16 protein-coding genes are annotated in these 22,846 nt (G+C 47.2%); 6 read left to right on the top strand and 10 right to left on the bottom strand.

The features are described from left to right. Positions 1-19: 19 nt before the first annotated feature. Together VC182_RS01170 and radA are read left to right on the top strand one after the other, a co-directional pair. Complete coding sequence (locus VC182_RS01170) at positions 20-478, top strand: hypothetical protein (RefSeq protein ID WP_323484231.1); 459 nt, start codon at positions 20-22, stop codon at positions 476-478. Positions 479-517: 39 nt separating this feature from the next. Beyond that, complete coding sequence (radA, locus tag VC182_RS01165; RefSeq protein WP_072583050.1) at positions 518-1,882, top strand: DNA repair protein RadA; 1,365 nt, start codon at positions 518-520, stop codon at positions 1,880-1,882. A 4-nt stretch (positions 1,883-1,886) separates the two neighbouring features. Here the strand turns inward: radA and prmB are convergent, their stop codons facing one another. Genes prmB through dapD form a run of 3 tightly spaced genes read right to left on the bottom strand, consistent with a single transcriptional unit; the run spans position 1,887 to position 4,817 of the window. After that, positions 1,887-2,783, bottom strand: coding sequence for a 50S ribosomal protein L3 N(5)-glutamine methyltransferase (gene prmB, locus VC182_RS01160; RefSeq protein ID WP_216122706.1), 897 nt, complete (start codon positions 2,781-2,783; stop codon positions 1,887-1,889). A gap of 45 nt (positions 2,784-2,828) precedes the next feature. After that, positions 2,829-3,980, bottom strand: a complete 1,152-nt coding sequence (gene dapE, locus VC182_RS01155; protein WP_323484230.1) for a succinyl-diaminopimelate desuccinylase — start codon at positions 3,978-3,980, stop codon at positions 2,829-2,831. Positions 3,981-3,989: 9 nt separating this feature from the next. Next, complete coding sequence (gene dapD / locus VC182_RS01150; protein WP_072583047.1) at positions 3,990-4,817, bottom strand: 2,3,4,5-tetrahydropyridine-2,6-dicarboxylate N-succinyltransferase; 828 nt, start codon at positions 4,815-4,817, stop codon at positions 3,990-3,992. A 174-nt stretch (positions 4,818-4,991) separates the two neighbouring features. On the opposite strand from dapD, the gene smc reads away from it, so the two are divergent. The 3 genes from smc to ligA are packed head-to-tail and all read left to right on the top strand — an operon-like array spanning position 4,992 to position 11,609. Continuing rightward, positions 4,992-8,513, top strand: a complete 3,522-nt coding sequence (gene smc / locus VC182_RS01145; RefSeq protein ID WP_323484229.1) for a chromosome segregation protein SMC — start codon at positions 4,992-4,994, stop codon at positions 8,511-8,513. Further along, on the top strand, positions 8,514-9,584 hold the full coding sequence (locus tag VC182_RS01140; protein WP_323484228.1) for a cell division protein ZipA C-terminal FtsZ-binding domain-containing protein: 1,071 nt from the start codon (positions 8,514-8,516) through the stop codon (positions 9,582-9,584). Positions 9,585-9,593: 9 nt separating this feature from the next. Next, positions 9,594-11,609, top strand: coding sequence for an NAD-dependent DNA ligase LigA (ligA, locus tag VC182_RS01135; RefSeq protein WP_323484227.1), 2,016 nt, complete (start codon positions 9,594-9,596; stop codon positions 11,607-11,609). Between the two features lie 66 nt (positions 11,610-11,675). Here the strand turns inward: ligA and VC182_RS01130 are convergent, their stop codons facing one another. Continuing rightward, complete coding sequence (locus VC182_RS01130; protein ID WP_323484226.1) at positions 11,676-11,849, bottom strand: hypothetical protein; 174 nt, start codon at positions 11,847-11,849, stop codon at positions 11,676-11,678. Between the two features lie 14 nt (positions 11,850-11,863). Between VC182_RS01130 and VC182_RS01125 the strand changes: the two genes are divergently transcribed. Next, positions 11,864-11,992 carry a hypothetical protein gene (locus tag VC182_RS01125; protein ID WP_323484225.1) on the top strand — a complete coding sequence of 43 codons (129 nt, stop codon included), beginning with the start codon at positions 11,864-11,866 and terminating at the stop codon, positions 11,990-11,992. On the opposite strand, the gene VC182_RS01120 is transcribed toward VC182_RS01125, so the two are convergent. The 6 genes from VC182_RS01120 to VC182_RS01095 all read right to left on the bottom strand — a co-directional run bounded on the left by VC182_RS01120 (position 11,989) and on the right by VC182_RS01095 (position 22,827). Further along, on the bottom strand, positions 11,989-13,401 hold the full coding sequence (locus tag VC182_RS01120; RefSeq protein WP_216243980.1) for an MFS transporter: 1,413 nt from the start codon (positions 13,399-13,401) through the stop codon (positions 11,989-11,991). The genes VC182_RS01125 and VC182_RS01120 overlap by 4 nt on opposite strands. Positions 13,402-13,433: 32 nt before the next feature. Next, positions 13,434-14,687 (bottom strand): Dyp-type peroxidase, encoded by a 1,254-nt coding sequence (locus tag VC182_RS01115; RefSeq protein WP_323484224.1) that lies wholly within the window; start codon positions 14,685-14,687, stop codon positions 13,434-13,436. Further along, positions 14,684-15,871: a hypothetical protein gene (locus VC182_RS01110; RefSeq protein ID WP_323484223.1), complete on the bottom strand. Its 1,188-nt coding sequence runs from the start codon at positions 15,869-15,871 to the stop codon at positions 14,684-14,686. The genes VC182_RS01115 and VC182_RS01110 overlap by 4 nt, the downstream gene beginning before the upstream one ends. Positions 15,872-15,906: 35 nt before the next feature. Beyond that, a complete protein-coding gene (locus VC182_RS01105) occupies positions 15,907-17,373 on the bottom strand; it encodes a carbohydrate porin (protein ID WP_323484222.1) in 1,467 nt (488 codons plus the stop codon). A 787-nt stretch (positions 17,374-18,160) separates the two neighbouring features. Then, positions 18,161-19,672: an efflux transporter outer membrane subunit gene (locus VC182_RS01100; RefSeq protein WP_323484221.1), complete on the bottom strand. Its 1,512-nt coding sequence runs from the start codon at positions 19,670-19,672 to the stop codon at positions 18,161-18,163. Further along, positions 19,669-22,827, bottom strand: a complete 3,159-nt coding sequence (locus tag VC182_RS01095; RefSeq protein WP_323484220.1) for an efflux RND transporter permease subunit — start codon at positions 22,825-22,827, stop codon at positions 19,669-19,671. Before VC182_RS01095 ends, VC182_RS01100 begins: the two co-directional genes overlap by 4 nt. Positions 22,828-22,846 lie beyond the last annotated feature (19 nt).

Raw genomic sequence — 22,846 nt, 5'->3', positions numbered from 1 at the left:
ATTGACTTCAATATTTTTGTTGGCGTCTACGTTAGGTGGGGTTGTATTGGCAACTCCTGCAGAAGAGGCTGACCTTGATCAATTGAATAAGATTGAGCAAGACCTTGAGTTGCAGCGTGACTGGGCTAAATATCGCTGGGGCAAAGCATCCTCTGATTGCTATCAGAATTACTGGATCAATTCTTGCTTGAGAAGCGCTCGCGCAGACTATCGCAAGGAAATCGATCCGATACGCGAGCAAGAGGTGGCTTTGCATGAAGTGCAGCGTAAGCTTCGTGAAAGTTTAAAGACTCAAGAAGACGCTAAGCGTGCTGCTGAGAGGGCCTCGCCCGAAAAAGCGGCTGAACGAACAGCTAATCAACGCGAGTTTGAGCAAAAGCAAAAAGATGCTGCAGCAAGAGCTGCTGACTTAGAGCAACGTCGTAAAGATGCCCCTAAGCGTGCACAAGAAAATAAAGCGGGCACCCAGCTCGATTAATTTTTCCCTCAATTTACTTTTTATTGAATCAGGCAATCCTTGGCTAAAGTCAAAACGATTTACATTTGCCAATCTTGTGGCGGTACCTCTGCTAAGTGGCAGGGCCAGTGCCCATCTTGTCAGGCTTGGAATACCTTGGAAGAGGGTTTGCCTGAGACGACATCCAATGCACGCTTTCAGGGCTTGGCGCAATCACTGCCAAGACAAAAGTTATCCGCTATTAGCGCTGAAGACTTGCCAAGATTTAGCACAGGCGTTGAAGAGTTTGATCGTGTACTAGGTGGTGGCTTGGTTCCTGGTGGCGTGGTACTTTTGGGTGGCGATCCTGGTATTGGTAAATCTACCTTGCTACTCCAGGCATTAGCAGAGATGAGTTCTGCGGGCATGAATGTGCTTTATAGCAGTGGAGAAGAATCCGCTGCGCAGATTGCTCTGCGTGCAAAGCGTATTGCTTTAGATGCACCTCAGCTTGAAGTGTTAGCGGAGATTCAGCTGGAAAAACTGATATCGATTATGGATACCGTGAAGCCGCAAGTATTGGTAGTGGATTCGATTCAGACTTTGTATTCAGAGGTGTTAAGTTCGGCTCCTGGCTCTGTTGCACAGGTTCGTGAGTGTGCAGCGCAGCTCACTAGGGCCGCTAAATCAAGTGGTATCTGTGTGCTGATGGTCGGGCACGTTACCAAGGATGGTCATCTTGCTGGTCCTAGGGTCTTAGAGCACATTGTCGATACCGTTTTGTATTTTGAGGGTGATACCCATTCCTCTTTCCGCTTAGTGCGTTCGATCAAGAACCGTTTTGGTGCTGTCAATGAGTTGGGCGTATTTGCGATGACCGAAAAAGGTCTGCGCGGCGTAACGAATCCATCAGCCATTTTTCTGTCACAACATGAGCAAATGGTTCCGGGCGCTTGTGTATTGGTTACACAAGAGGGCAGTAGACCTTTATTGGTAGAGATTCAGGCTTTAGTAGATACAGCGCATGTGCCTAATCCCCGTCGTTTAGCCGTTGGCTTAGAGCAAGCGCGTTTGGCAATGCTTTTGGCGGTACTGCATCGTCATGCTGGCGTCGCTTGTTTTGATCAAGATGTATTCTTAAATGCAGTAGGCGGCGTCAAGATTTCTGAGCCGGCGGCTGACTTAGCCGTTCTTCTGGCGATTCAGTCATCTATTCGAAATCGCGCATTGCCAAAAGAGTTGATTGTTTTTGGTGAAGTAGGTTTGGCTGGTGAGATTCGTCCTTGTCCTCGTGGTCAAGAGCGCTTGAAAGAAGCTGCTAAGTTAGGTTTCACTGTGGCCATCATTCCAAAAGCCAATATGCCGAAGACCAAGATTCCGGGGTTGAAAGTAATTCCAGTGGAGCGAATTGACCAGGCTATTGCTGCTGCAGCCGAGCTCAGTTAATTCCCTAGCGCAAGTCTTCCGCTTGAATTAATAAGACTTGCTCTTCTCCTGCGGATACTTCCATCCAGATTGCTGGAATTTGCGGGAAAGCCTTTTTGAAATGCTCATACTCATTACCAATCTCGAGCAAAATAGCGCCGCGCTCAGATAGGTAATCGGGTGCTGAAGCAATAATGCGCCTGATGATATCCATGCCATCTTCTCCACCAGCTAAAGCCAACTCTGGCTCTGCGTGATATTCAGTAGGAAGCGCATTCATGGAGGCGGCATTCACGTATGGTGGATTACAGATGATCAGATCAAAGAGGTTATCTTCATTTGGTTCTGGCAAAGCATCCCAAAGATCGCCATCTAATAGCTCTACTTGAGAGCTGAGACTGTGACGATCTATGTTACGGGCAGCTACAGAAAGTGCAGGCATGCTGATATCACACGCGCTTACATGAATATCTGGGCATGACATAGCCAAGAGAATTGCCAGCGAGCCATTACCAGTGCAAAGATCAAGCGCTTTGCCATCAGCTGGCAACCAGGTCTCTAGCGAGCCATCAACTATGAGTTCTGCAATCCAGGAACGCGGAACAATACTTTGCTCGCTGCAGAAAAAAGGCACGCCCATGAGCCAGGCTTCACCCAAGATGTAGGCTAGTGGTTTGCGTGTCGAGATTCTGGTATCGGCAATAGCGGATGCTTTTTGCTGTTGCTCATCGGAGATTGCATCATCTAGGTGATCCAAAGCTTCTGCGGGGCTGAGATTAAGCTGTTTGCTCACAATCCACAAAGCTTCACTTTGGGCATCAATTGCCCCGTGGCCGTAATGTAAGTTTGCCGCTTCGAGTGTTTGTGTAACGTGATTGATGCACTGGTTTACTGTGAGGTGTTGCTGAGACTCAGGGTCCATGATGTGGAGTTCTTTAGAAGAAAAGTCGGGTGCGCAATTGATCGATCAAGCGATTAACTGTTCGAGGGTCTTGCGATAGATATTTTTGAGTGGCACGACATCGTCAACGATGACACACTCATCAATCTTATGACTAGTCGCATTGAGGGGGCCAAACTCCACAACCTCTTTGCAAATCTTGGCGATAAAGCGGCCATCACTGGTACCACCAGTAGTGGAAAGTTCTGTATCAATGTTGACTTCTGCTTTGATGGCCTTGCGTAATGCTCCAGCCAGATCACCATCACCAGTAATGAACGGGCTACCGCCCAATACCCAGTCAATCTCGAATTCAAGACCTGCATCCTTCAGAATCTTTTCTAGACGTTCACGGAGTTGCTCTGGCTTACTCTCGGTGGAGAAGCGGAAGTTAAAGTCGATCACCAACTCACCAGGAATCACGTTATTAGCACCGGTGCCAGCATGCACGTTAGAGATCTGAAAACTGGTGGGTTGGAAGAATTCATTACCTTTGTCCCATTCAGTTTCTACTAATGCAGAAATTGCTGGTGCCGACAGATGAATTGGATTCTTGCCGAGGTGAGGGTAGGCAATGTGCGCCTGAATACCTTTCACCTTGAGCTTGCCTGACAAAGAGCCGCGACGACCATTCTTAATCATGTCGCCAAGCCGATCAACTGAAGTCGGTTCACCAATGACGCAGTAGTCCAAACGCTGACCTTGTTTTTGTAGGCGATCGCACATGATGACTGTGCCATCGTTAGCGGGACCTTCTTCATCGCTGGTGATTAAGAAAGCAATGGTGCCTTGATGATCTGGGTGTGTAGTGACAAACTCTTCTGTAGCAACCACAAAACCAGCGAGAGATGTTTTCATATCCGCTGCGCCACGACCATAGAGCATGCCGTCACGAATGGTTGGGGTAAAGGGATTGTTTGTCCACTTCTCTAATGGGCCAGTAGGCACTACATCGGTATGGCCTGCAAATACCAAGACTTTGCCTTGATCGCCAGCTATACCTTTTTTAATCGCCCACAAGTTGGTTACCTGGAAATTTTCAGGGCCGCTCACCACGCTCTCGGTATGAAAACCAATCGCTTGGAGACGTTTAGCAATTAAATCTTGGCAGCCACCATCGGCCGGGGTTACGGAATGGCAGGCGATGAGAGCTTCAGTGAGCTCAAGTGTGGCGCTCATGGATTTAACTTAGTCGCGGAGTAATTCGTTAATAGCTGTCTTTGCTCTGGTTTGAGCATCAACCTTCTTAACGATGATTGCGGCATACAAGCTGTACTTGCCGCAAGCGGAAGGAAGGGAGCCCGGAACAACTACTGAGCCAGCTGGAACGCGACCGTAGTGCACTTCGCCAGTTTCGCGGTCATAAATCTTGGTGCTTTGGCCAATATAGACACCCATAGATAAAACAGCGTTTTCTTCAATCACAACGCCTTCAACCACCTCAGAGCGGGCGCCAATAAAGCAGTTATCTTCAATAATCACTGGGCCAGCTTGGATTGGCTCCAAAACACCGCCAATACCAACGCCGCCAGAAAGGTGAACGTTTTTGCCAATTTGAGCGCAAGAACCTACGGTTGCCCAGGTATCGACCATCGTGCCTTCACCGACATAGGCGCCAATATTGACGTAGGAAGGCATTAAAACGGCGTTTTTGCCTATGAATGAGCCGCGGCGGGCCATGGCAGGGGGAACCACGCGGAATCCACCAGCAGCAAAGTCGGCGGCAGTGTAGTTTTCAAACTTGCTAGGAACCTTGTCGTAGAACTGGGTAAACCCACCAGCACTCATAGGTTGATTGTCTTCGAGGCGGAAAGAAAGCAAAACGGCCTTCTTAACCCATTGATTTACTTCCCACTTACCGACGTCACGGCGCTCAGCCACGCGAATAGTACCGGCATTAAGGCCCTCTAATACGGCATTTACAGCATTACGGACATCCCCAGGGGCGCTATCTGGAGAGAGGTTTGCGCGGTTTTCCCAGGCTTGTTCAATGATGTTTTGTGGTGATTGGCTCATGCTTTTTAGTTAACTATCAGATTGTTAAGGGATTTTGTCCCGGGAGGTAGATTTATCATTATATAGATGGGGCAAAAACGCGTCCAAGCAGGCAAGAGCTTGCTATCATCTTCCCACTTTAGCTTTAATTTTTACCCCTTTATTTGAACCTCTTTTTTCCCTGCAAAGTACGCCGTGCAACTGAAATCCATCAAACTTTCCGGCTTTAAGTCTTTCGTAGACCCAACCCATTTTGAAATGCCTGGCCAACTCATTGGCGTTGTGGGTCCTAACGGTTGCGGAAAGTCGAACATTATTGACGCCGTCCGCTGGGTTTTGGGAGAATCCCGTGCCAGCGAATTGCGTGGCGAATCAATGCAGGACGTTATTTTTAATGGCTCTGGTTTACGTAAGCCATCTGGCCGCGCTAGTGTTGAACTCATTTTTGATAACACTGAAGGGCGCGCTCAAGGTCAGTGGAGTGCTTTTACAGAATTAGGTATCAAACGCGTTTTAACTCGCGATGGAAATTCTAGTTACTACGTGAATAACCAAGTAGTACGTCGCAAAGATATTCAAGATATTTTCTTGGGCACTGGTATGGGTCCAAGAGGTTACGCCATTATTGGTCAAGGCACGATCAACCGTATTTTGGAAGCAAAGCCAGAAGAGTTGCGTGTGTTCTTAGAAGAGGCTGCTGGTGTTTCTAAATATAAAGAGCGTCGCAAGGAAACGGCCTCACGTTTAGAAGACACTGTAGAAAATTTAACGCGTGTTGAAGATATCTTGCGAGAGCTTGATCAACAACTCACTCGCTTAGAAAAACAAGCGACTGTTGCTGAGCGTCATGCTGAGCTTTCTACACAGATGAAGTCTCAGCAACAACTGCTTTGGTTTGTGCGTCAGACCGAGGCTGGTAAAGAACAAGAGCGCCATGCGAACGGTATCCGCGATACGCAAGTTGGCTTGGAAGAGCAGACCGCTAAGCTACGCCACGTCGAGGCCGAGCTAGAAACGATGCGTACAGAACAGTACGCATTACAAGATAAAGTTTCTCAAGCGCAAGGTGATTTATATCAAACCAATTCTGACGTCAGTCAAGTTGAGGCGCAGATTCTTTATGTGCAAGAAGCGCGTCAACGTTTGCAGCAACAAACTCAGGATTTACAAGCGCAGTTACAGCGCTGGACTGTCCAAGAAACAGATGCGGCACAAGCGCAACGTACTACTGAGCATGAGTTGTCTTTAGCTGCTGAAAAAGAACAAACACTCTTAGCGGATTTAAATGGTTTGCAAGAGCAAATGCCAAGTCGTGAAGAGGCTTATCAAAACGCTTCACGTGAACTCAATAGCGCACGTGATTCAGTTGCCTCTATTGAGCAACGTTTAGCAAGTTTGGGTGAACGCCTGCGTTCAATGTCAGCTCAGTCAGATGAATTGAAGGGGCGCGAAACTCGCCTTGTTGGTGAATTCGATGGCTTACGTCGTCCTGATGCTGAGGCATTGCAAACAGCAATAGATCGTCAGGTCATGGCTGCCCGTAAAGTTGAGGAAGCTAAACAGCGCGCTGTAGAAACCCAACAACGCGTTCCGGCTGCTGATGAAGCCCGCAATACTGCGCAACAACAGATTCAAGTTGCTAACCAAGACCTCGCTCAAACTGAAGCCAAGTTGACGGCATTGACTGCCCTGCAGGCAAGTGTTCAGGCTCAAGGGAAGATTGGACCTTGGCTTGAAAGTAAGGGTCTTAAAGAGAGCAAGCGCCTCTGGCAAGAGCTCAAAGTAGAGAGCGGCTGGGAAACTGCGCTGGAATCAGTGCTGCGAGAGCGTTTAGCTGCTGTCACTGCAAAGAGTGTGCAAGAAACATTGGCCTTGGCTAATGATGCCCCTCCATGTCGTTTAGCCATCTTACTCACCGAAGAAATTACGCCAGCACATACCTCCGCTCCAGCGGACTTCACGCCATTATTGAGTCGCGTGCAAAGTGCAGGCGCTGCAAGATTGACCTCTGTTCTTCAAGAGTGGCTAGACAAGATCTACATTGCTAGCAGTCTTGAAGATGCTTTGCATCGCCGTGAAAAATTACCAGCTGGTGGCGCATTCGTTACCCAGCAAGGTCATTTGGTGAGTCGTGTTGGCGTACAACTCTATGCAGCTGATTCTGAGCAAGCCGGTATGTTGGCGCGTGCTCAAGAGATGGAAAGTCTCGAGAAGCAATTACGCGCACAACAACTCATGCAAAGCGAGCTCAAAGGCGAGCTAGATCAGTGTATTGCTAACTATCAAGCAGCACACCAAGCGGCAGAACATGCTCGTGAGAATGCAGAGCATGCTGTTCAAGAATCACACGGCTTTGAAGTAGAAAGAATGCAGTTGACTCAAGCTGAAGAGCAATACAGTCAACGTGCAGCACAGATTCAGGGTGAATTAAGCGAGTTACGCCAACAAATGGAGCAAGTGAGTCAGACCCAAGAGCAGTCTGCTGCTGAATTGCTTGAATCTGAAGAATCTAAAGAAGGCTTGCAAGAAGCTTTGCAAGTAGCGCAAGAAAAATTAGAGCGCTCTACTGAAGAGCGCGATCGTTTGCGTGAGTCACTCCGTTCCGCTGAAATGGCTGCTCAAGAAGCGGCTTTTGCAACGCGCTCATTGCAACAGCGCATCACTGATTTGCAACGTGATCAAAGTACTGCCCGTACTCAGATCATGGAAATTCAGGATAAGCATGATGCCGCCGCTCAAGAACTAGAAACTCTGAGCGACGAAGAGGCGCAAGATAAATTACAAGGTCTATTGCTAGCGCGCAGTGCACGTGAAGCTGCCTTAGCGAATGCTCGTACTGAGCAGGATGCTTTATTGCATCAATTGCGTGAAGCCGATGAGTCTCGTATGCAAGTTGAGCGCAGCCTGCAGCCAATGCGTGACAAGGTGGTGGATTTGCAATTGCGTGAACAGGCTGCCCGTTTGAACTTTGAGCAATTTGCCACATTGTTATCTGATGCAGAGGCTGACCTTACTGCACTTGAGGCAAATTTCAGCGCTGACTTGAAAGTTGGCGCCTTGCAGAGCGAGGTGAATCGCTTGAATACTGAAATTCAGTCTTTAGGCCCAGTGAATATGGCTGCTTTGGATGAGCTATCAAGCTCCCGTGAACGTAAGCAGTTCTTGGATGCGCAGTCTGCTGACTTGAATGAAGCAATGCAGACTCTGACAGATGCAATCGCGAAAATCGATGCCGAGACACGTGATTTATTGCAGGGCACTTTTGATCAGGTCAATACCCACTTCGGCAAGCTCTTCCCTGAGTTGTTTGGTGGTGGTCATGCTGAATTGGTAATGACTGGTGATGAGATTTTGGATTCTGGCGTACAGGTCATGGCTCAGCCTCCTGGCAAGAAAAATAGCTCTATTTACCTCCTCTCTGGTGGTGAAAAGGCTTTGACTGCAATTGCCTTGGTGTTCTCACTGTTCCTTTTGAACCCGGCCCCATTCTGCTTGCTTGATGAGGTAGATGCTCCATTGGATGACGCAAATACCTTGCGTTATGCAAAGCTAGTTGCCAAAATGTCAGATAAGACACAGTTTTTGTTTATCTCTCATAACAAGATCACTATGGAAATCGCACATCAATTGATTGGTGTCACGATGCAAGAGCAGGGTGTATCCCGCATTGTTGCGGTGGATATTTCTTCTGCTGTTTCAATGGTGGAGGCCGCCTAAGTGTACGTAGAACAAATCATGGCGATGTTGGGTTTGTCTGATTTGCAATTAGCGCTGGCTGTTATTGGCCTATTAATTCTGATAGCAGTGGCGGTTTTGAATATTAAGTATGCCCGCGCTCGTCGCAAGGCAAAAGAGCTCAGTGAGTATTCTTTAGATGATCGCTTTGGAAAAGAGCCTAGCTTTGGTCAAGGCTTTGCTGATGGCGATGCAGGGCGCACTGAGCCCAGCTTCGGCGAAGCGTTAACAACTATTTCAGCCCCAGAAAAGTTTGCGATAGATCCACGGATTGATTGTGTGATCACACTGCGCTTTGATGAGGCTATTAGCGGCTCAGAAATTCTAGAAGAAATAAATGCCTGGACGGATCTTCGGGCGCAATCAACCGCACGCTGGATGTGTGAAGGCTTAAATGCCAATCTAGATGTTGCTGAGGACTGGGAAGAGCTCCATCCTGACTCTACGTATTCTGATTTACAGCTAGCTATTCAGCTGGCAAGCCGCAAAGGCGCTATCGGTGTTCTAGGGCTATCCGATTTTTGTTCTCGTGCCCAAGCGCTTGCTGAGACTTTGGGTTCACAAATCGATATGCCGAGCGTGAGCACGATGTTGGAAAGTGCGAATGAGTTAGATGTCATGGCCGCCGAGAGCGATATTCAATTGAGTATCAATGTGTTATTCGATGAACCATGTCCATGGGGTAACTTTGATGCACTCATGCGTCAACGTGGCTTCAAGCTATCTCGTAATGGCCGCCAATATGAATATCTCAGCAAAGGCGTAGTGCTGTTTAGTAGCACTGATTTTGATCCAAATAAATCGGTAACTCAGGTGACCTTATTGCTTGAAGTTCCCTTGGTGCCACAAGAAGAGCGCGCATTTGAAAGAATGCTCTCTGAAGGCGTGGAGATTGCGCAAGCTGCCCATGGCCGCTTAGTGGATGACAATGGCATCAACTTGAGTGAGGCCGCTGTCATCAGCATTCGTCAGCACCTTGATGTTCTCTACGCCAATCTTGAGAAATCTGGCGTCCCTGCTGGATCTTCTACAGCTAGCAGACTATTTAGCTAGGAAATTACTTTGTCGTCTACTAGTCCGACAAATTTAGCGGAGCGTTACGCATTCTTGCAAGTAGAGCTTGCCCGTCTAGAGCATGCCTATTACGTTTTAGATAATCCGCTTCTTCCTGATATTGAATACGACCGCCTCTATAGAGAGCTAATTGATATTGAAGCTGCTCATCCAGAATGGGTCACCCCAGAATCCTTGTCTCAGCGGGTAGGTGGAACAGCACTAAAAGAGTTTGATTCGGTTACCCATGCGGTACCAATGCTTTCTTTAAATAATGCATTTGAAGATAGTGAGCTGATTGCCTTTGATCGTCGTTGTCGTGAGGCTCTTCATGCTAATCATGTGACCTATGCAGGGGAATTGAAGTTTGATGGCTTGGCGATTTCTCTTCGCTATGAAAATGGCTCCCTGGTAACAGCAGCAACCCGAGGTGACGGTGCCAGCGGCGAGGATGTTACCGCTAATATCAAAACGATTCGTGCTATTCCTCTCAAGCTCACGGGCAAGAATATTCCGAAAGTTCTAGAAGTGCGTGGAGAAGTCTTTATGTACCTCAAAGACTTCGAGAAGATGAATCGACAAGCGGCAGAGTTGGGTGAGAAAGAATTCGCCAACCCTCGCAATGCTGCAGCAGGTAGTCTTCGTCAATTGGATTCGAAGATCACTGCTAAACGGCCACTTTCTTTCTTTGCTTATGGCTTGGGCGCCCTAGAGCCAGCCTCTTGGTTGCCTCAAACCCATGAAGAATTGCTTAATACTTACGCTGAACTGGGCTTGCCAGTGTGCGCTGAGCGCAAGGTTTTGCATTCGGTAGAGGAGATCTTGGCGTTCTATAACGAAGTGGGGGCCAAGAGGGATTCATTGCCGTATGACATTGATGGTGTGGTCTATAAGGTGAACTCATTTGCTGAGCAAGCTAAGTTGGGATTTGTTTCAAGAGCTCCTAGATTTGCGCTCGCCCATAAGTACCCAGCACAAGAAGCTCTGACTACTGTTTTAGGTATCGATGTGCAAGTAGGTCGAACAGGAGCAATTACTCCGGTGGCACGACTTGCTCCAGTAGAGGTTGGTGGTGTAACTGTTACCAATGCAACCTTGCACAATGAAGATGAGGTTAAGCGCAAAGATGTGCGTATTGGCGATACCGTATCAGTGCGTAGAGCAGGTGATGTCATTCCGGAAGTGGTTTCTGTGATTAAGGATCGACGTCCAGCCGATGCAAGAGAATTTGTGATGCCTACAAACTGTCCGGTATGTGATTCCCATATCGAGCGCTTAGCAGATGAAGCAGTTGCGCGTTGTAGTGGCGGATTATTCTGTGGCGCGCAGCGCAAGCAGGCCTTGATTCACTTTGCCCACAGAAGAGCGCTCGATATTGAAGGCTTAGGTGAGAAAATTGTTGATCAGTTAGTTGATCACAATCTTGTTAGAACTCCGGCTGATCTCTACAAACTTGGTTTTACTGCGCTAGCTAACCTAGAGCGTATGGGTGAGAAGTCTGCAGACAATCTCATTCAGGCAATCAATCAATCTAGAAACACCACCTTAGCGAGATTTATCTTTGCATTGGGTATCCGTCATGTGGGAGAGACCACAGCTAAGGATCTAGCGAATCACTATCAAACGATGCATGCCTTAATGGATGCAAATCTTGAGGATCTGCTAACCGTTAAAGACGTAGGCCCCGTTGTTGCAGACTCCATCACCAGCTTTATGCAAGAAGCTCACAATCGTGAGGTAATTGAGCAACTCTTAGCTTCTGGAATGCAGCTCGCCGTAGAAGAAAAAGTCATTAGCGCAGCCGTTGCAGGTAAGACCTTTGTCCTGACTGGTACATTCCCAACCATGACAAGAGATGAAGCAAAAGATCTTCTAGAAAAGGCAGGCGCAAAGGTTGCTGGATCAGTCTCCAAGAAAACAGACTATGTGGTTGCTGGTGCAGACGCAGGAAGTAAGCTCACCAAGGCAGAGGAATTGGGTGTGCCGGTGATTGATGAGGCGTCAATGCTTGGTTTGCTTAATTAATGGTGATGACATCCATTTTTTTGCCTTGGGGCGTCCGCTATCGGCCAGATGCAACCATCACACCGCCTACACAATTTCATATGTCAGAAGTAAGACTGCGGCACCCATGCAGATCAATGCGAGCATAAAGAACTTATCCGCAATATCTTCAAAATAAACCTTCTTTGAATTGCTTCGAATGGATAGGTATGAAAAGATGGAGCTTGCTAGAAAGATGAGCGCATCTAGTGCTAGCATCATGTTTCATCCGGCTAATGCAGTTCACTTCAACTGGTTCCTTAAAAGAACCAGTTGAAGTGCAAATTATTGGTATGCGTCCAGTCAAGAGGACTTATGTCTATCCCAATGTGGGTAAGCATGGGATGCCGTATAAATTAAATTAGGCGGAAGTCGAAACCCGATGCTTGCTTGCTGCTGAGCCAGCATCAGGTTTAAGTTTTAAATACCCCTTGAGCGAAATAAATATAAGCGCCCCTACGACAAAAAAGGTAATACGAAAATCCAATGCTGATGGGTTATTGATATTCCCATCTCTAGCTATAACGGTAATGTGAATAATGGCTGCCCCCAAGGCAACCCCGATACCTTGGGCAAGTTGACCAATAGTGCTAAAAAGGGTATTTGCCCCGCTCATTTTTTCTGGCGGTATATCTACAAAGGCTAGGGTTTGGATGCAAGTAAATTGCATTGATCGACTAACGCCATAGATAAACATGGCCAAGATAATGCCGATAATGCTCGAATCGCGAGAGAGCATGCCGCAAATCATGGCAGCAATGGCTGCAATAAACCCATTGCCAAGCATGATATTGCGAAAGCCAAAGCGCTCTAAAAGCATGGGGGTTAGAGGTTTGAGGCCAATATTGCCAAGCATGGCCGCAAAAAATAAAAGGCCTGACATAAAAGCACTATAGCCAAAGGCAATTTGGAACATCAAGGGTGCCAAGAACGGGGTTGCTCCTAATAGGACTCGCGTAAATGAGCCCGAGAAAAATGTAATGCCAAATGTGGGAACTTTGAGTACAGAAAAATCGAGCAAAGGATGGGTGTGCTTTTTAGCATGAAACCAGGCAGCAATTCCGCAGATAATTCCAAAGGCTGTATAGCCAATAGCTTGCTTGCTAAATCCCTCGCTGCCGACTAGCTCAACACCAATGATTGTGAACCCCAGGGCGCTCCCTATGATCAAAAATCCAATGTAATCAAGAGGGCGCTTTTCGAGCTGATGAGCATTAGACACATATTTTCTAATGAGAAAGATGCCTAATAGGCCTAGCGGCACATTAAGAATAAAGATCCAATGCCATGAGAGATAGGTAGTCAAGAAGCCGCCTAATGGAGGTCCAATTACAGGAGCTACCAATCCTGGCCATGTGATTAAGGCAATAGTTTTAACCAACTCCGATTTAGGCGTGGTTCTCAGGACAATTAATCGTCCAACGGGAACCATCATTGCTCCCCCAATCCCCTGAAGAATTCGAGCGATCATAAACTGATTTACCGTCTGACTAATGGCGCACAGAACAGAGGCAACGGTAAATATGCCAACAGCTGAGCCAAATACGGTTTGAGATCCTAGGCGATCAGAGAGCCATCCGCTAACTGGAATGAAGACTGCCAGCGTAATCAAATATGCAGTTATGCCGACACTCATATCTATGGCATTTACTCCTAATGTTTGAGCCATCTGGGGCAGTGCAGTGGTGATCACTGTGCCATCTAAGTTTTCCATAAAGAAGGCCGTCGCCACAATTAGTGGAACTATATGTGAGGGCGCAAAGGATTTATTCATCTAACTTCTCAAGATTTGCTATTTTTATGAATTTAAATAAAGAGCCCTTGTCCAATAAACTCACCTTCCTTGGCGCCGGGAGGGCATGCAAATAAACCACTGCCTACATGGGTTGTAAATTGATTAAGCATATCTATCTGCGCCATCTTAGCAAAGATTCGAGTAAACCCAAGGGTTGGATCTTTTTGGTAGCACTGAAATAAAAGACCTGCATCAAAGGTGGTTACTTGGCGCCATGGAGGCCAACGCTCAGCCACCTTGACAATCCCATTGTCATAAGAAAAAGCTCGTCTTAAGATTTGCGCTCCGCCATTATTTTCTGGTGCTGATAAAGCAACATGGGAATTTTCATTGATGATCGGATTGCCATCTTTATCTTCTCGATCTAAGCCAAGAGGATCAGACTCTTTTTTCTTTCCAATTGGCGCGCCAGATGCTTTATGCCTACCTACAGTTTCTTCTTGGAAGGAAAGTTTCATCTCATCCCAATGCTCAACAGAAATGCGTATGGGGCGGATGACCATATAACTGCCATTTTGAAGCCACTTGGGGCCTTCATTGCCCACCCAAATAAATTGATCCAATGCTTTGGGATCTTTGCCTGAGACATTGATCGTTCCATCTTTAAATCCCATTTGATTTCTTGGGGTTTGATTTGGGGCGAAGTCTCCGCTAAAACCCATTTGAGCCCAGCGCATAACGGCAATGCCATTGGCGAGTTTTGCAAGGCGTCTAACGGCATATTCAACAACCTGGGGATCATAAGCACAGGCTTGTACAGAAAGATCTCCCCCGCATTTTTCAGGAAGAAGTTGATCGCCTGCAAATCTTGGTAAATCTTTGAGGGCTTCTGGTCGTTGCGCAGATATTCCAAAACGATCAATGCCGTCTTTTTCAAATAGCGCGGGGCCAAAGCCAAAAGTTAAGGTAAGTCCAGCGCTGGATAGTCCAACGGCCTCGCCTGGGCTAGTTGGAGGTAGATCAGGGTTTGTCTTTAAATCAAATTGCTCTGAGCTGCCCATCATTTGAGCGCTCGCCTGTGTCCAGCGCTTAAGCAGCTCAATCAGATCCTCTCGATTTTTTGAGACCATATCAAAAGCGATGAAATACGTATTCGTTTGTTGTGGGGTAGTGATACCTGATTGATGCTTGCCCCAAAATAATTCGGTTGGTCTTTTCGCTTTGCAGTCAGCAGCCTGCGTGTTTGAGGTGAAGGGCAATGCAATTGCCGATATTGCTGCGCTTTTTAGAAATGATCGGCGCCCTTGTGGCTTAAAAGTACTCATGGTTTAGCAATCCGTAATGAGTTGATGTCATCTTCAACGTAATAAAAACTTTTTCCATCGGGGGCAAGCGCAAGTCCAAAAAGATTGCCATTTCCAGGCGGAGACTGTGCTTGATTGGCATTGAGCCAATGGGCGTAAATCTGCTTTTTCTCTATCGGATCTATTTCCACAGCCTGCCCATTTTTTCCATTGGCGACAATTAAATGACCCTCAGGCGTCATAATCATTGCTAATGGCCATGCCAATAAACCTTCTTTGGTCACTAATTCCCCTTTACCGGCACTATCGGTTCTAGTGCTGGCATGGGCAATGGCGGTAATTTCATTGTCTAGGCCATCGGTGACGTAAAGCGTGTCATCTGAACCTAAAGCTAGGCCTGTGGGTCCCAGTAAAAAATTTGCAAGATCTGAACGATGCGAAAAACCATCCCCGATGACTGTTTGGCTTTTGAGGACCGGCGGCTTGCCATTTGGAATGGTGAGCTCTAAGCGCAATACCGTAGCCTTGTTCACAATAACAGGGTAGTCAGTTTTTGGGTCAATCACATCGGGGCTTGGTAAATCAAAGCCAGCCATGCTAATAAAGAGCATAACGCTATCACCGCGATCAATAGTGGCTATATTCCCCCAGGGTCCATTAATAGTGGGGCCTTTCCAGGTGGAAACATGCTTACCATTGGGGTCAAATACCAAAATACAACCATCTCCCTTCGTTCTGGTTGTGCCATCGGTGCTTGGGGTGCTTCCCACAATCACCCAGCCACTTTTAAGCATGGTCATCGCGGTCGTAAGTCCTACGCCCCCTGGACATTCTTTTAATTTTTGGGGCACCTGTGCAAACAGTTTTGTTTCTTTGGTGCTGGGTCGATAGCGAATAATCGTTGTGCCAGTACCTTGAAGATTGGAGATATTGTTAAAGTTATCAACCAGCACATCATCCTTTTCAATTGCACCGAAAGAAACGGGTGCCACCACTACTGCGTATGGGTTTACGTCCCCATTATCTGGAATCGTTGAAGTTAAAAACTGATGACGCTTAATGGTTTCTAACATTCCCTTTGGTTCGGCATGGGCGGAAGATAGGCACATTAAAAAAATGCCAATACATGAAAGTACAGTCATCGACAACGTTTGTGGTGGCAACATGGTCGACTGCTTGGATGGCATTGATAAAAAGATGTTCATAGTCAATTTATTGGTAAGGGAAGTATTAATCTTCATTAGAATGAAATGTTGGTTCGGATGCCTAAAATCAGCTCGTTCTTAATTTTTGAATTGGGAATATTGGGGTTAGCTAATCCACCGCCAGGATTCATTGCATATTGAATGTCTGGCTGAATCTGAATCCACGGCTTCCATTGATACTGATAGGTTAGCTCCACAAACGTTTCGCTATTGCGAATGGGCGTAAAAGTATTGGTGAAGTTGGCGGTATTTTGATCAAGCTGCGCTACTTGATTGCTGACATGGGCATAACCAACGCCTAAACCCAGGGTATCAGCCGGGCGATTTTTAAATGGGCTATGCATCACAGCACCAATGTTTGTACTAAAGTCAATCAGGTTATAGGCTTTCAGTGGAGTTCCCATGACACGGCCAAATATTCCTACGGTTCGATTGGGGTCTTTGTCATCACGCCAAATCAGCTGATCAGCCACTGCATACCAAGCATAGTTACCTTGATGCTGAAGGGGATTACCATTGCTATTGGGGTCCGCTAAAGATAGCCCATTGGTATCGACCGCCATATTCGAAAAATTATTGGTGTTATACCAGGCGCCAATTTTATAGGTATAGCCTAGCGATTTGGTTTGTCCAGGCTCAACCATGCTGCCCAATGTGGGGTAGGAGAATTGGGCTTCGGCGATATAAAGCTGTCCGCCGTTAGTGGGAAAGCTAGTTCCATAGCGGTTTTGGAGTTGTGGATCGCTCTCGTTATTGTTTTTAACTGGATCACCATTAAATGCGCCGACCAATAAGTTAAAGCCATCAACAGGTCTGACATTAAAACGAACCCCCAATGCTGACAATGGATAGGCGGGCCCACCGGAGGGCATATTGGCAGAAGGAAGCATGGGCCAGCCAAACATCGTATTAATAAAATAAAGAGCGTTTGTACTAACCATAAACTCCTGATCTAAGCTTTGCTGTCCAACGCGCACACTCAGGCGATCTTCATCTAGGAACTTTTGGTCATACCAAATCTCCCAAAGCCGGGTGGCTTGATCGCCCACAATGCCACTCGCCGTTTGTAATGTGTATAGGTTTTGAGCGCTCAGGTTATTGCCATGGAGATTTAGAACGCTGACATTAGCCAACCCCCCGTAGTGACCAAAGGCGCGATTTGTGTCCATTTGTGCCACGATCTGAGTAAGGCCATCATAAGCAGCGCTTTGCTTTACGCCGCCGTTGACATTGCCCATGTATTCGCTTGTTTCTAAAATCGCCAAGGAGATGCCATGTTTACTTAGGTCGGTACGAAGGCCCCACATATCACCCAGTAGAGCGCTACTTCGATTGATTCCATCGGTAAATCCCCAAAATCCTTTACTAGAAGCGTAGTTATCATCATTCATAGCCGAAATATTGATTGGTGGTGGTGCTGCAATAGCCTCCAGAGAGAGGCCTGCACTCGCCAGGGCAATAAAAATAGTGCCCAGCACCATCAGGCGGTTAGTTAAAGGCATGAAATATCAAATATATCAAATGAGAATGGTTATCATCTTAACATCTAAATAAGAATGATTTTCATTTGTTTGAAGAACTTGCCGATAAGTAATAAATGGGTATAGATCGAGGAACCCTTAGTTTTGGTGACTTATTCAAACCATGGCGGACTAACCAACCCGCTTAGGCGGGTTTTTTGTTGTCTCGATAGCCTGCTATGGGTCGCAAAGCGACAGTTGGAGATCGGATTTTGACTTTTTAACTAGTGGCCTGTAACTGAATTGACCTGATTTTTAGTACCACTCCATCAGAGAGGATTTTTGATAATTTTCATCCTAAAGGGGTATTAAATATGGCTAAAAGTTAACCTTTCAAACCCGAGCAAATCGGCATTTCTTTAAGGATGAATAAAAATAGCCTAGGCCAACTGTTGTATCGGGCAAAGCTAAGACGGAAGTCAGAACTGGGGGGTATAAGGTAAAAAATGTAAAGACCAAAGAAAATCTCAGGCGTAAGCTTGATCAAATTCAAGCCCCGACCCCATTGACAAATTTTGAAGATAGGTTGACACAAGACTGGCAGCCCTTCACCGCATAAGGCGAGTAGCCATCCCATGCTCGGACTGATGTCTTGGTGATGGTTAGAGCCCATCGCAAATTAACTCTATTGCTTACGTCTATTGCGCTGTTAGCCTCTGTACTGCTTGCATAAAAGCTATTTCTGCATCAAGAAGAAGATCTCAATCGCGTCGATTTCATGTCCGAATTAAGTCTATCAACCCTCTAAATGCAATTGATCTGCACAGATTTATTTATCTGCAATTTGATTGACGTCCCAGCCGCCGCCAAGCGCGGTAATTAGACCAACATGGGCTGCAATTTGACGATTAAGTAGAGACATCAGGATTCGTTCATTGGATAATTCCGCCGCCTGCGAAGTGGCTACATCCAAGTAAGTAATAATTCCTGATTTGTATTGATTTTCACTGATGCGCACTGCATCTTGGGCGTGCTTGACAGCGCTTGCTTGTGACTTACTCTCACTTTGCAGTAATCTGAGGGCAACCAAGTTGTCTTCAACATTCTGAAACGCTGCCAAAATAGTTTGACGATAGAGCGCGACGTTTTGATCATAGACTGCGCCAGCTTGTTGGTATGCGCCGATTCTGAGGCCACCATCAAATAAAGGCTGTGCGATCGCGGGTCCAATTGCCCAATAGCGCAAAGGCATACTGATCAGGCCCGGCAAATCTGCGCCCTGATACCCACCTGCGGCAGAGATGGTCAGCGTAGGGAAGAAGGCGGCTGTCGCCACACCAATTTTGGCGTTGGCTGCAGCCATTTGGCGTTCAGCTGCTGCAATATCTGGACGACGCTCTAAGAGCGTTGATGGCACCCCCACTGGAACATCGGGTAAATCAGCCACCAATTTGGATACTGGGCTGACTACTAAATGTGTTACCGGATCAATCGAAAGCATTTGTGGCGTGAGTGAGAAAGTGGATGGTGTCTGCCCAATCAATACGGCAATCGCATGCTCAAGTTGGGCTCTCGATAGGCTGACATCAATTGCCAGCGCGACAGTCGACTCTAGGAGGGTGCTCGCCTGAGCAACGTCCAGCTGAGTAACGATGCCAGCGTTGTATTGATTCTGGGTAATCTGGAGTGATTTTTCATAAGTTTTGATGGTGCTGTCATACATCTTGATTTGCATGTCAGCAATGCGCAGTTGGAAATACGTTTGGGCAAGGGTAGCCTGGGTTGATAGTCTAAGTGCATCGACCTGCGCAGCCGAAGCCTGCGTAGTATCTTTGCTGGCTTCAACATTGCGTCTGACTTGGCCCCAGATATCCGGTACCCAGCTTGCTCCAACATTGGCGTTGAACGTTTGGTTAACGCTAGATAGATTACCATTGCTTCCGCCGTTCACGGTTCCACGATTACCGCTGCCGTTCATCGTCAAAGTTGGGAATAGGGCGGCACGGGCTTGGGTTAATAAGGCGGTGGCTTGGCGATACTGGGCTTCGGAGGCAATGATGTTTTGATTATCAACATTGACCTTATCTATTAGCTGATTGAGGTCTGGGTCATGGTAAATCTCCCACCATTTTTCTTGCATACCCGCTTCATTTGGCTGTGCAATTTTCCAGCCATTACCACTCTTGCTATCGTCGGTTTCTTTGTAGCTGGGTGCTGTTGCGCTGTCAGGTTTGCTGTAGTCGGGGCCCATCATGCAGCTTGTCATGATCGCCAAAAGACCTATGGCACTCAGAATTTTTTTTGCAGTCTTGAGGTGAAGATTGTTTTGTATTGAATTCATTTCTTATTCCATTTCCAGGTGCGCAAACGCTCCATGTAAAGATAGACCACTGGTGTTGTGTATAGCGTGAGCAATTGACTCATGATGAGGCCGCCCACAATGGAAATACCAAGCGGCCGATGAAATTCTGCGCCATCCCCGGATCCAATGGCCAAAGGAACAGCTCCGAGAATGGCTGCCATAGTGGTCATTAGAATGGGGCGGAAGCGCAGCAAGCAGGCTTTATAGATTGCATCGTGCGGCGAGAGTCCGTCAGTTCTTTGGGCGTGAATCGCAAAGTCAATCATCATGATGGCATTCTTTTTGACAATGCCAATCAAGAGAATGACCCCAATTAGCGCAATGATGCTGAACTCAGTATTAAAGATCATCAGCGCCAGTAGTGCGCCAACACCTGCTGAAGGTAGGGTCGAGAGGATGGTGATGGGATGAATCAGGCTCTCATACAAAATGCCTAAAACTATGTAGACGGTGATGAAGGCGGCCAGTATTAACCAGGGTTGACTCGATAGGGAATCTTGAAAAGCCTTCGCTGCTCCCTGGAAGCTGGCTCTTATAGAATTCGGAACATTTAGCCGATCCATCATGGCATAAATGGCTTCTGAGGCTTGGCCAAGCGATACGCCTTCAGGCAGATTAAATGAGATGGTGGTCGCAGTAAATTGACCTTGGTGATTCACTACCAAAGGTGTATTGGTAGGACCATAACTAGAAAAAGCGGCTAGAGGCACTTGGCCACCAGTCGTTTTAGATCCGGGGCTGTGGATGGCGCTGATCGGAATCGTTGCTGCCGTAATAGATTGCGCTGCACCTACAGCAAACGAGTTAGGGGCGGGGGCAGCAGTACTGACATAAATTTGTTTGAGCATATCAGGGTTTTGCCAGTATTGCGGAGCAACCTCCATGACAACGTGATATTGATTTAAGGGGTTAAAGATAGTGGATACCTGGCGTTGACCAAAAGCATCGTTCAGTGTTGTATCAATGAGATTAGTGGTGAGCCCTAATTTGGCTGCAGTGTCATGATTGATATTGAGAGTGGTCTGCATGCCCTTATCTTGCGCATCGGTATTGACATCCACTAGCTCTGGCAAATCTGTCATGGCAAAGCGAATCTTAGGCCCCCACGCTCTTAAATCTTCTAGGCTGTCACCAAGGAGGGTGAATTGATACAGTGCATTACTAGGTCTTCCACCAATGCGGATATCTTGTACGGGCTGTAGGTAGAGGGTAGCCCCTGCAACTGCATTGAGCTTGCGCCTCAATCTAGCAAGCACTTCGTCCATGCTGCCTTGTCGGTCACTGAGGGCTTTGAGCGCCACAAACAGGCTACCCGTATTGGTTTGACCGCCACCATTAAAGCTCACAACTTTATCAACATCAGGATCTTGCATCACGATGCTCATGAACTGACCCATCTTTAACTGCATTGCCTGGAAGGAGATGTCTTGGTCCGCCTGAATACTGCCAACAATTCTGCCGGTATCTTGCTGCGGAAAGAATCCCTTGGGGATGCTGATATAGAGATATACATTTAAGGTGATAACTGAAAATAAAACCATCATCGTCATGCGTTTATGCTTTAACGCGTATTCGAGTGAACTGGCGTAGCGCTGATTCACGTTGCTAAAAAATCGTTCGACGGCTTGCATGAAGCGGCCGCTTGTCTTTGTGCCATGAGGCTTGAGTAGCCTGGCGCAAAGCATCGGTGTCGCAGTGAGGGAAATTACTAAAGAGACGCCAATGGCGACCGAAAGGGTGATAGCAAATTCCCGAAAGAGCCGCCCAACAATGCCACCCATTAATAAGATTGGGATGAATACCGCTACTAGAGATACGCTGATGGAGATTACCGTAAACCCAACTTCTCGGGCCCCCGAGATCGCAGCTAGAAAGGGCGTCTCTCCATCTTCTATTTTTCGTGAAATGACTTCCAGCACCACGATTGCGTCATCCACCACAAAACCTGTAGCAATTGTGAGAGCCATGAGTGAGAGGTTATTAAGAGAAAAGCCGCATAAATACATTGCAGCAAATGTGCCAATCAGTGAAACAGGCACCGCAATACTAGGAATAATGGTGGCCCTGACATTACCGAGAAACAGAAATACCACCATGACTACCAAAATGACCGACAAAATCAGTGTACGCTCGACTTCCCTGAGTGAGGCGCGGATGGTAGGTGTTCTATCAAGCGCAATCTCCATATTGATTGCCGCCGGAATAGATGCCTTGAGCTGGGGGAGAAGTGCTTTTACACCTTCAACTGTATCAATGATATTGGCGCCCGGTTGTCGCCAAAGCACCAGTAGTACGGCGGGCTTGCCGTTGGCTAGGCCGCCATTACGCAGATCTTCAACAGAGTCGACAACTTGCGCAATGTCTTGAATGCGAATGGGCGCGTTATTGTGATAACCCACAATGACTGGCATGTAGTCTTGAGCAGTCTTTGAAGTATCGTTGGCAACGACTTGCCAAGCGCGATCGCCACTTTCAATTACACCTTTAGGTCGTACGGTATTTGAAGCGGCAATGGCAGTGCGCACATCTTCAAAGCCAATGCCTAATGCAGACATGAGAGTGGGGTTAATTTCTACCCGAACGGCTGGTAGAGAACTACCTCCCACTGTCACCTGGCCAATGCCCTTAGACTGCGCTAGTTTTTGTGCCAGGATGGTGGAGGCGGCATCATACAGATGTGCGCGCGGCATCGTTTCTGAGGTCAAACTCAAAATCATGATGGGGGCATCCGCTGGGTTTACCTTGCGGTAGGTGGGGTTGCTTGGTAAGCCGGTGGGCAAGAGGCTATGCGCAGCGTTGATGGCAGCTTGGACATCGTTTGCTGCACCGTCGATGTTTCGGTTCAGATCAAATTGCAAGGTAATGCGTGTGGACCCCAAAGAGCTGGTAGAGGTCATTTCAGTAACGCCAGCAATTCTGCCTAAAGAGCGCTCAAGCGGAGTGGCAACGGTCGCCGCCATAGTCTCAGGGCTAGCGCCAGGGAGGCTGGCTGATACTGAGATCGTTGGAAAGTCAACTTGCGGTAAGGGCGAAACCGGTAGCAGTGTAAATGCCGTAATGCCTGCCAACACTGTGGCAATCATCAATAGGGTTGTGGCAATAGGCCGATGAATAAATGGAGCGGAGATATTCATCTGCAAATTCGTGTATTCA

The organism is Polynucleobacter sp. AP-Nickl1-40-C4 (assembly GCF_035012665.1).
GTDB lineage: Bacteria > Pseudomonadota > Gammaproteobacteria > Burkholderiales > Burkholderiaceae > Polynucleobacter.
Note: the sequence above shows the minus strand (reverse complement) of the source record. Positions and strands in the feature narration are given on the sequence as shown.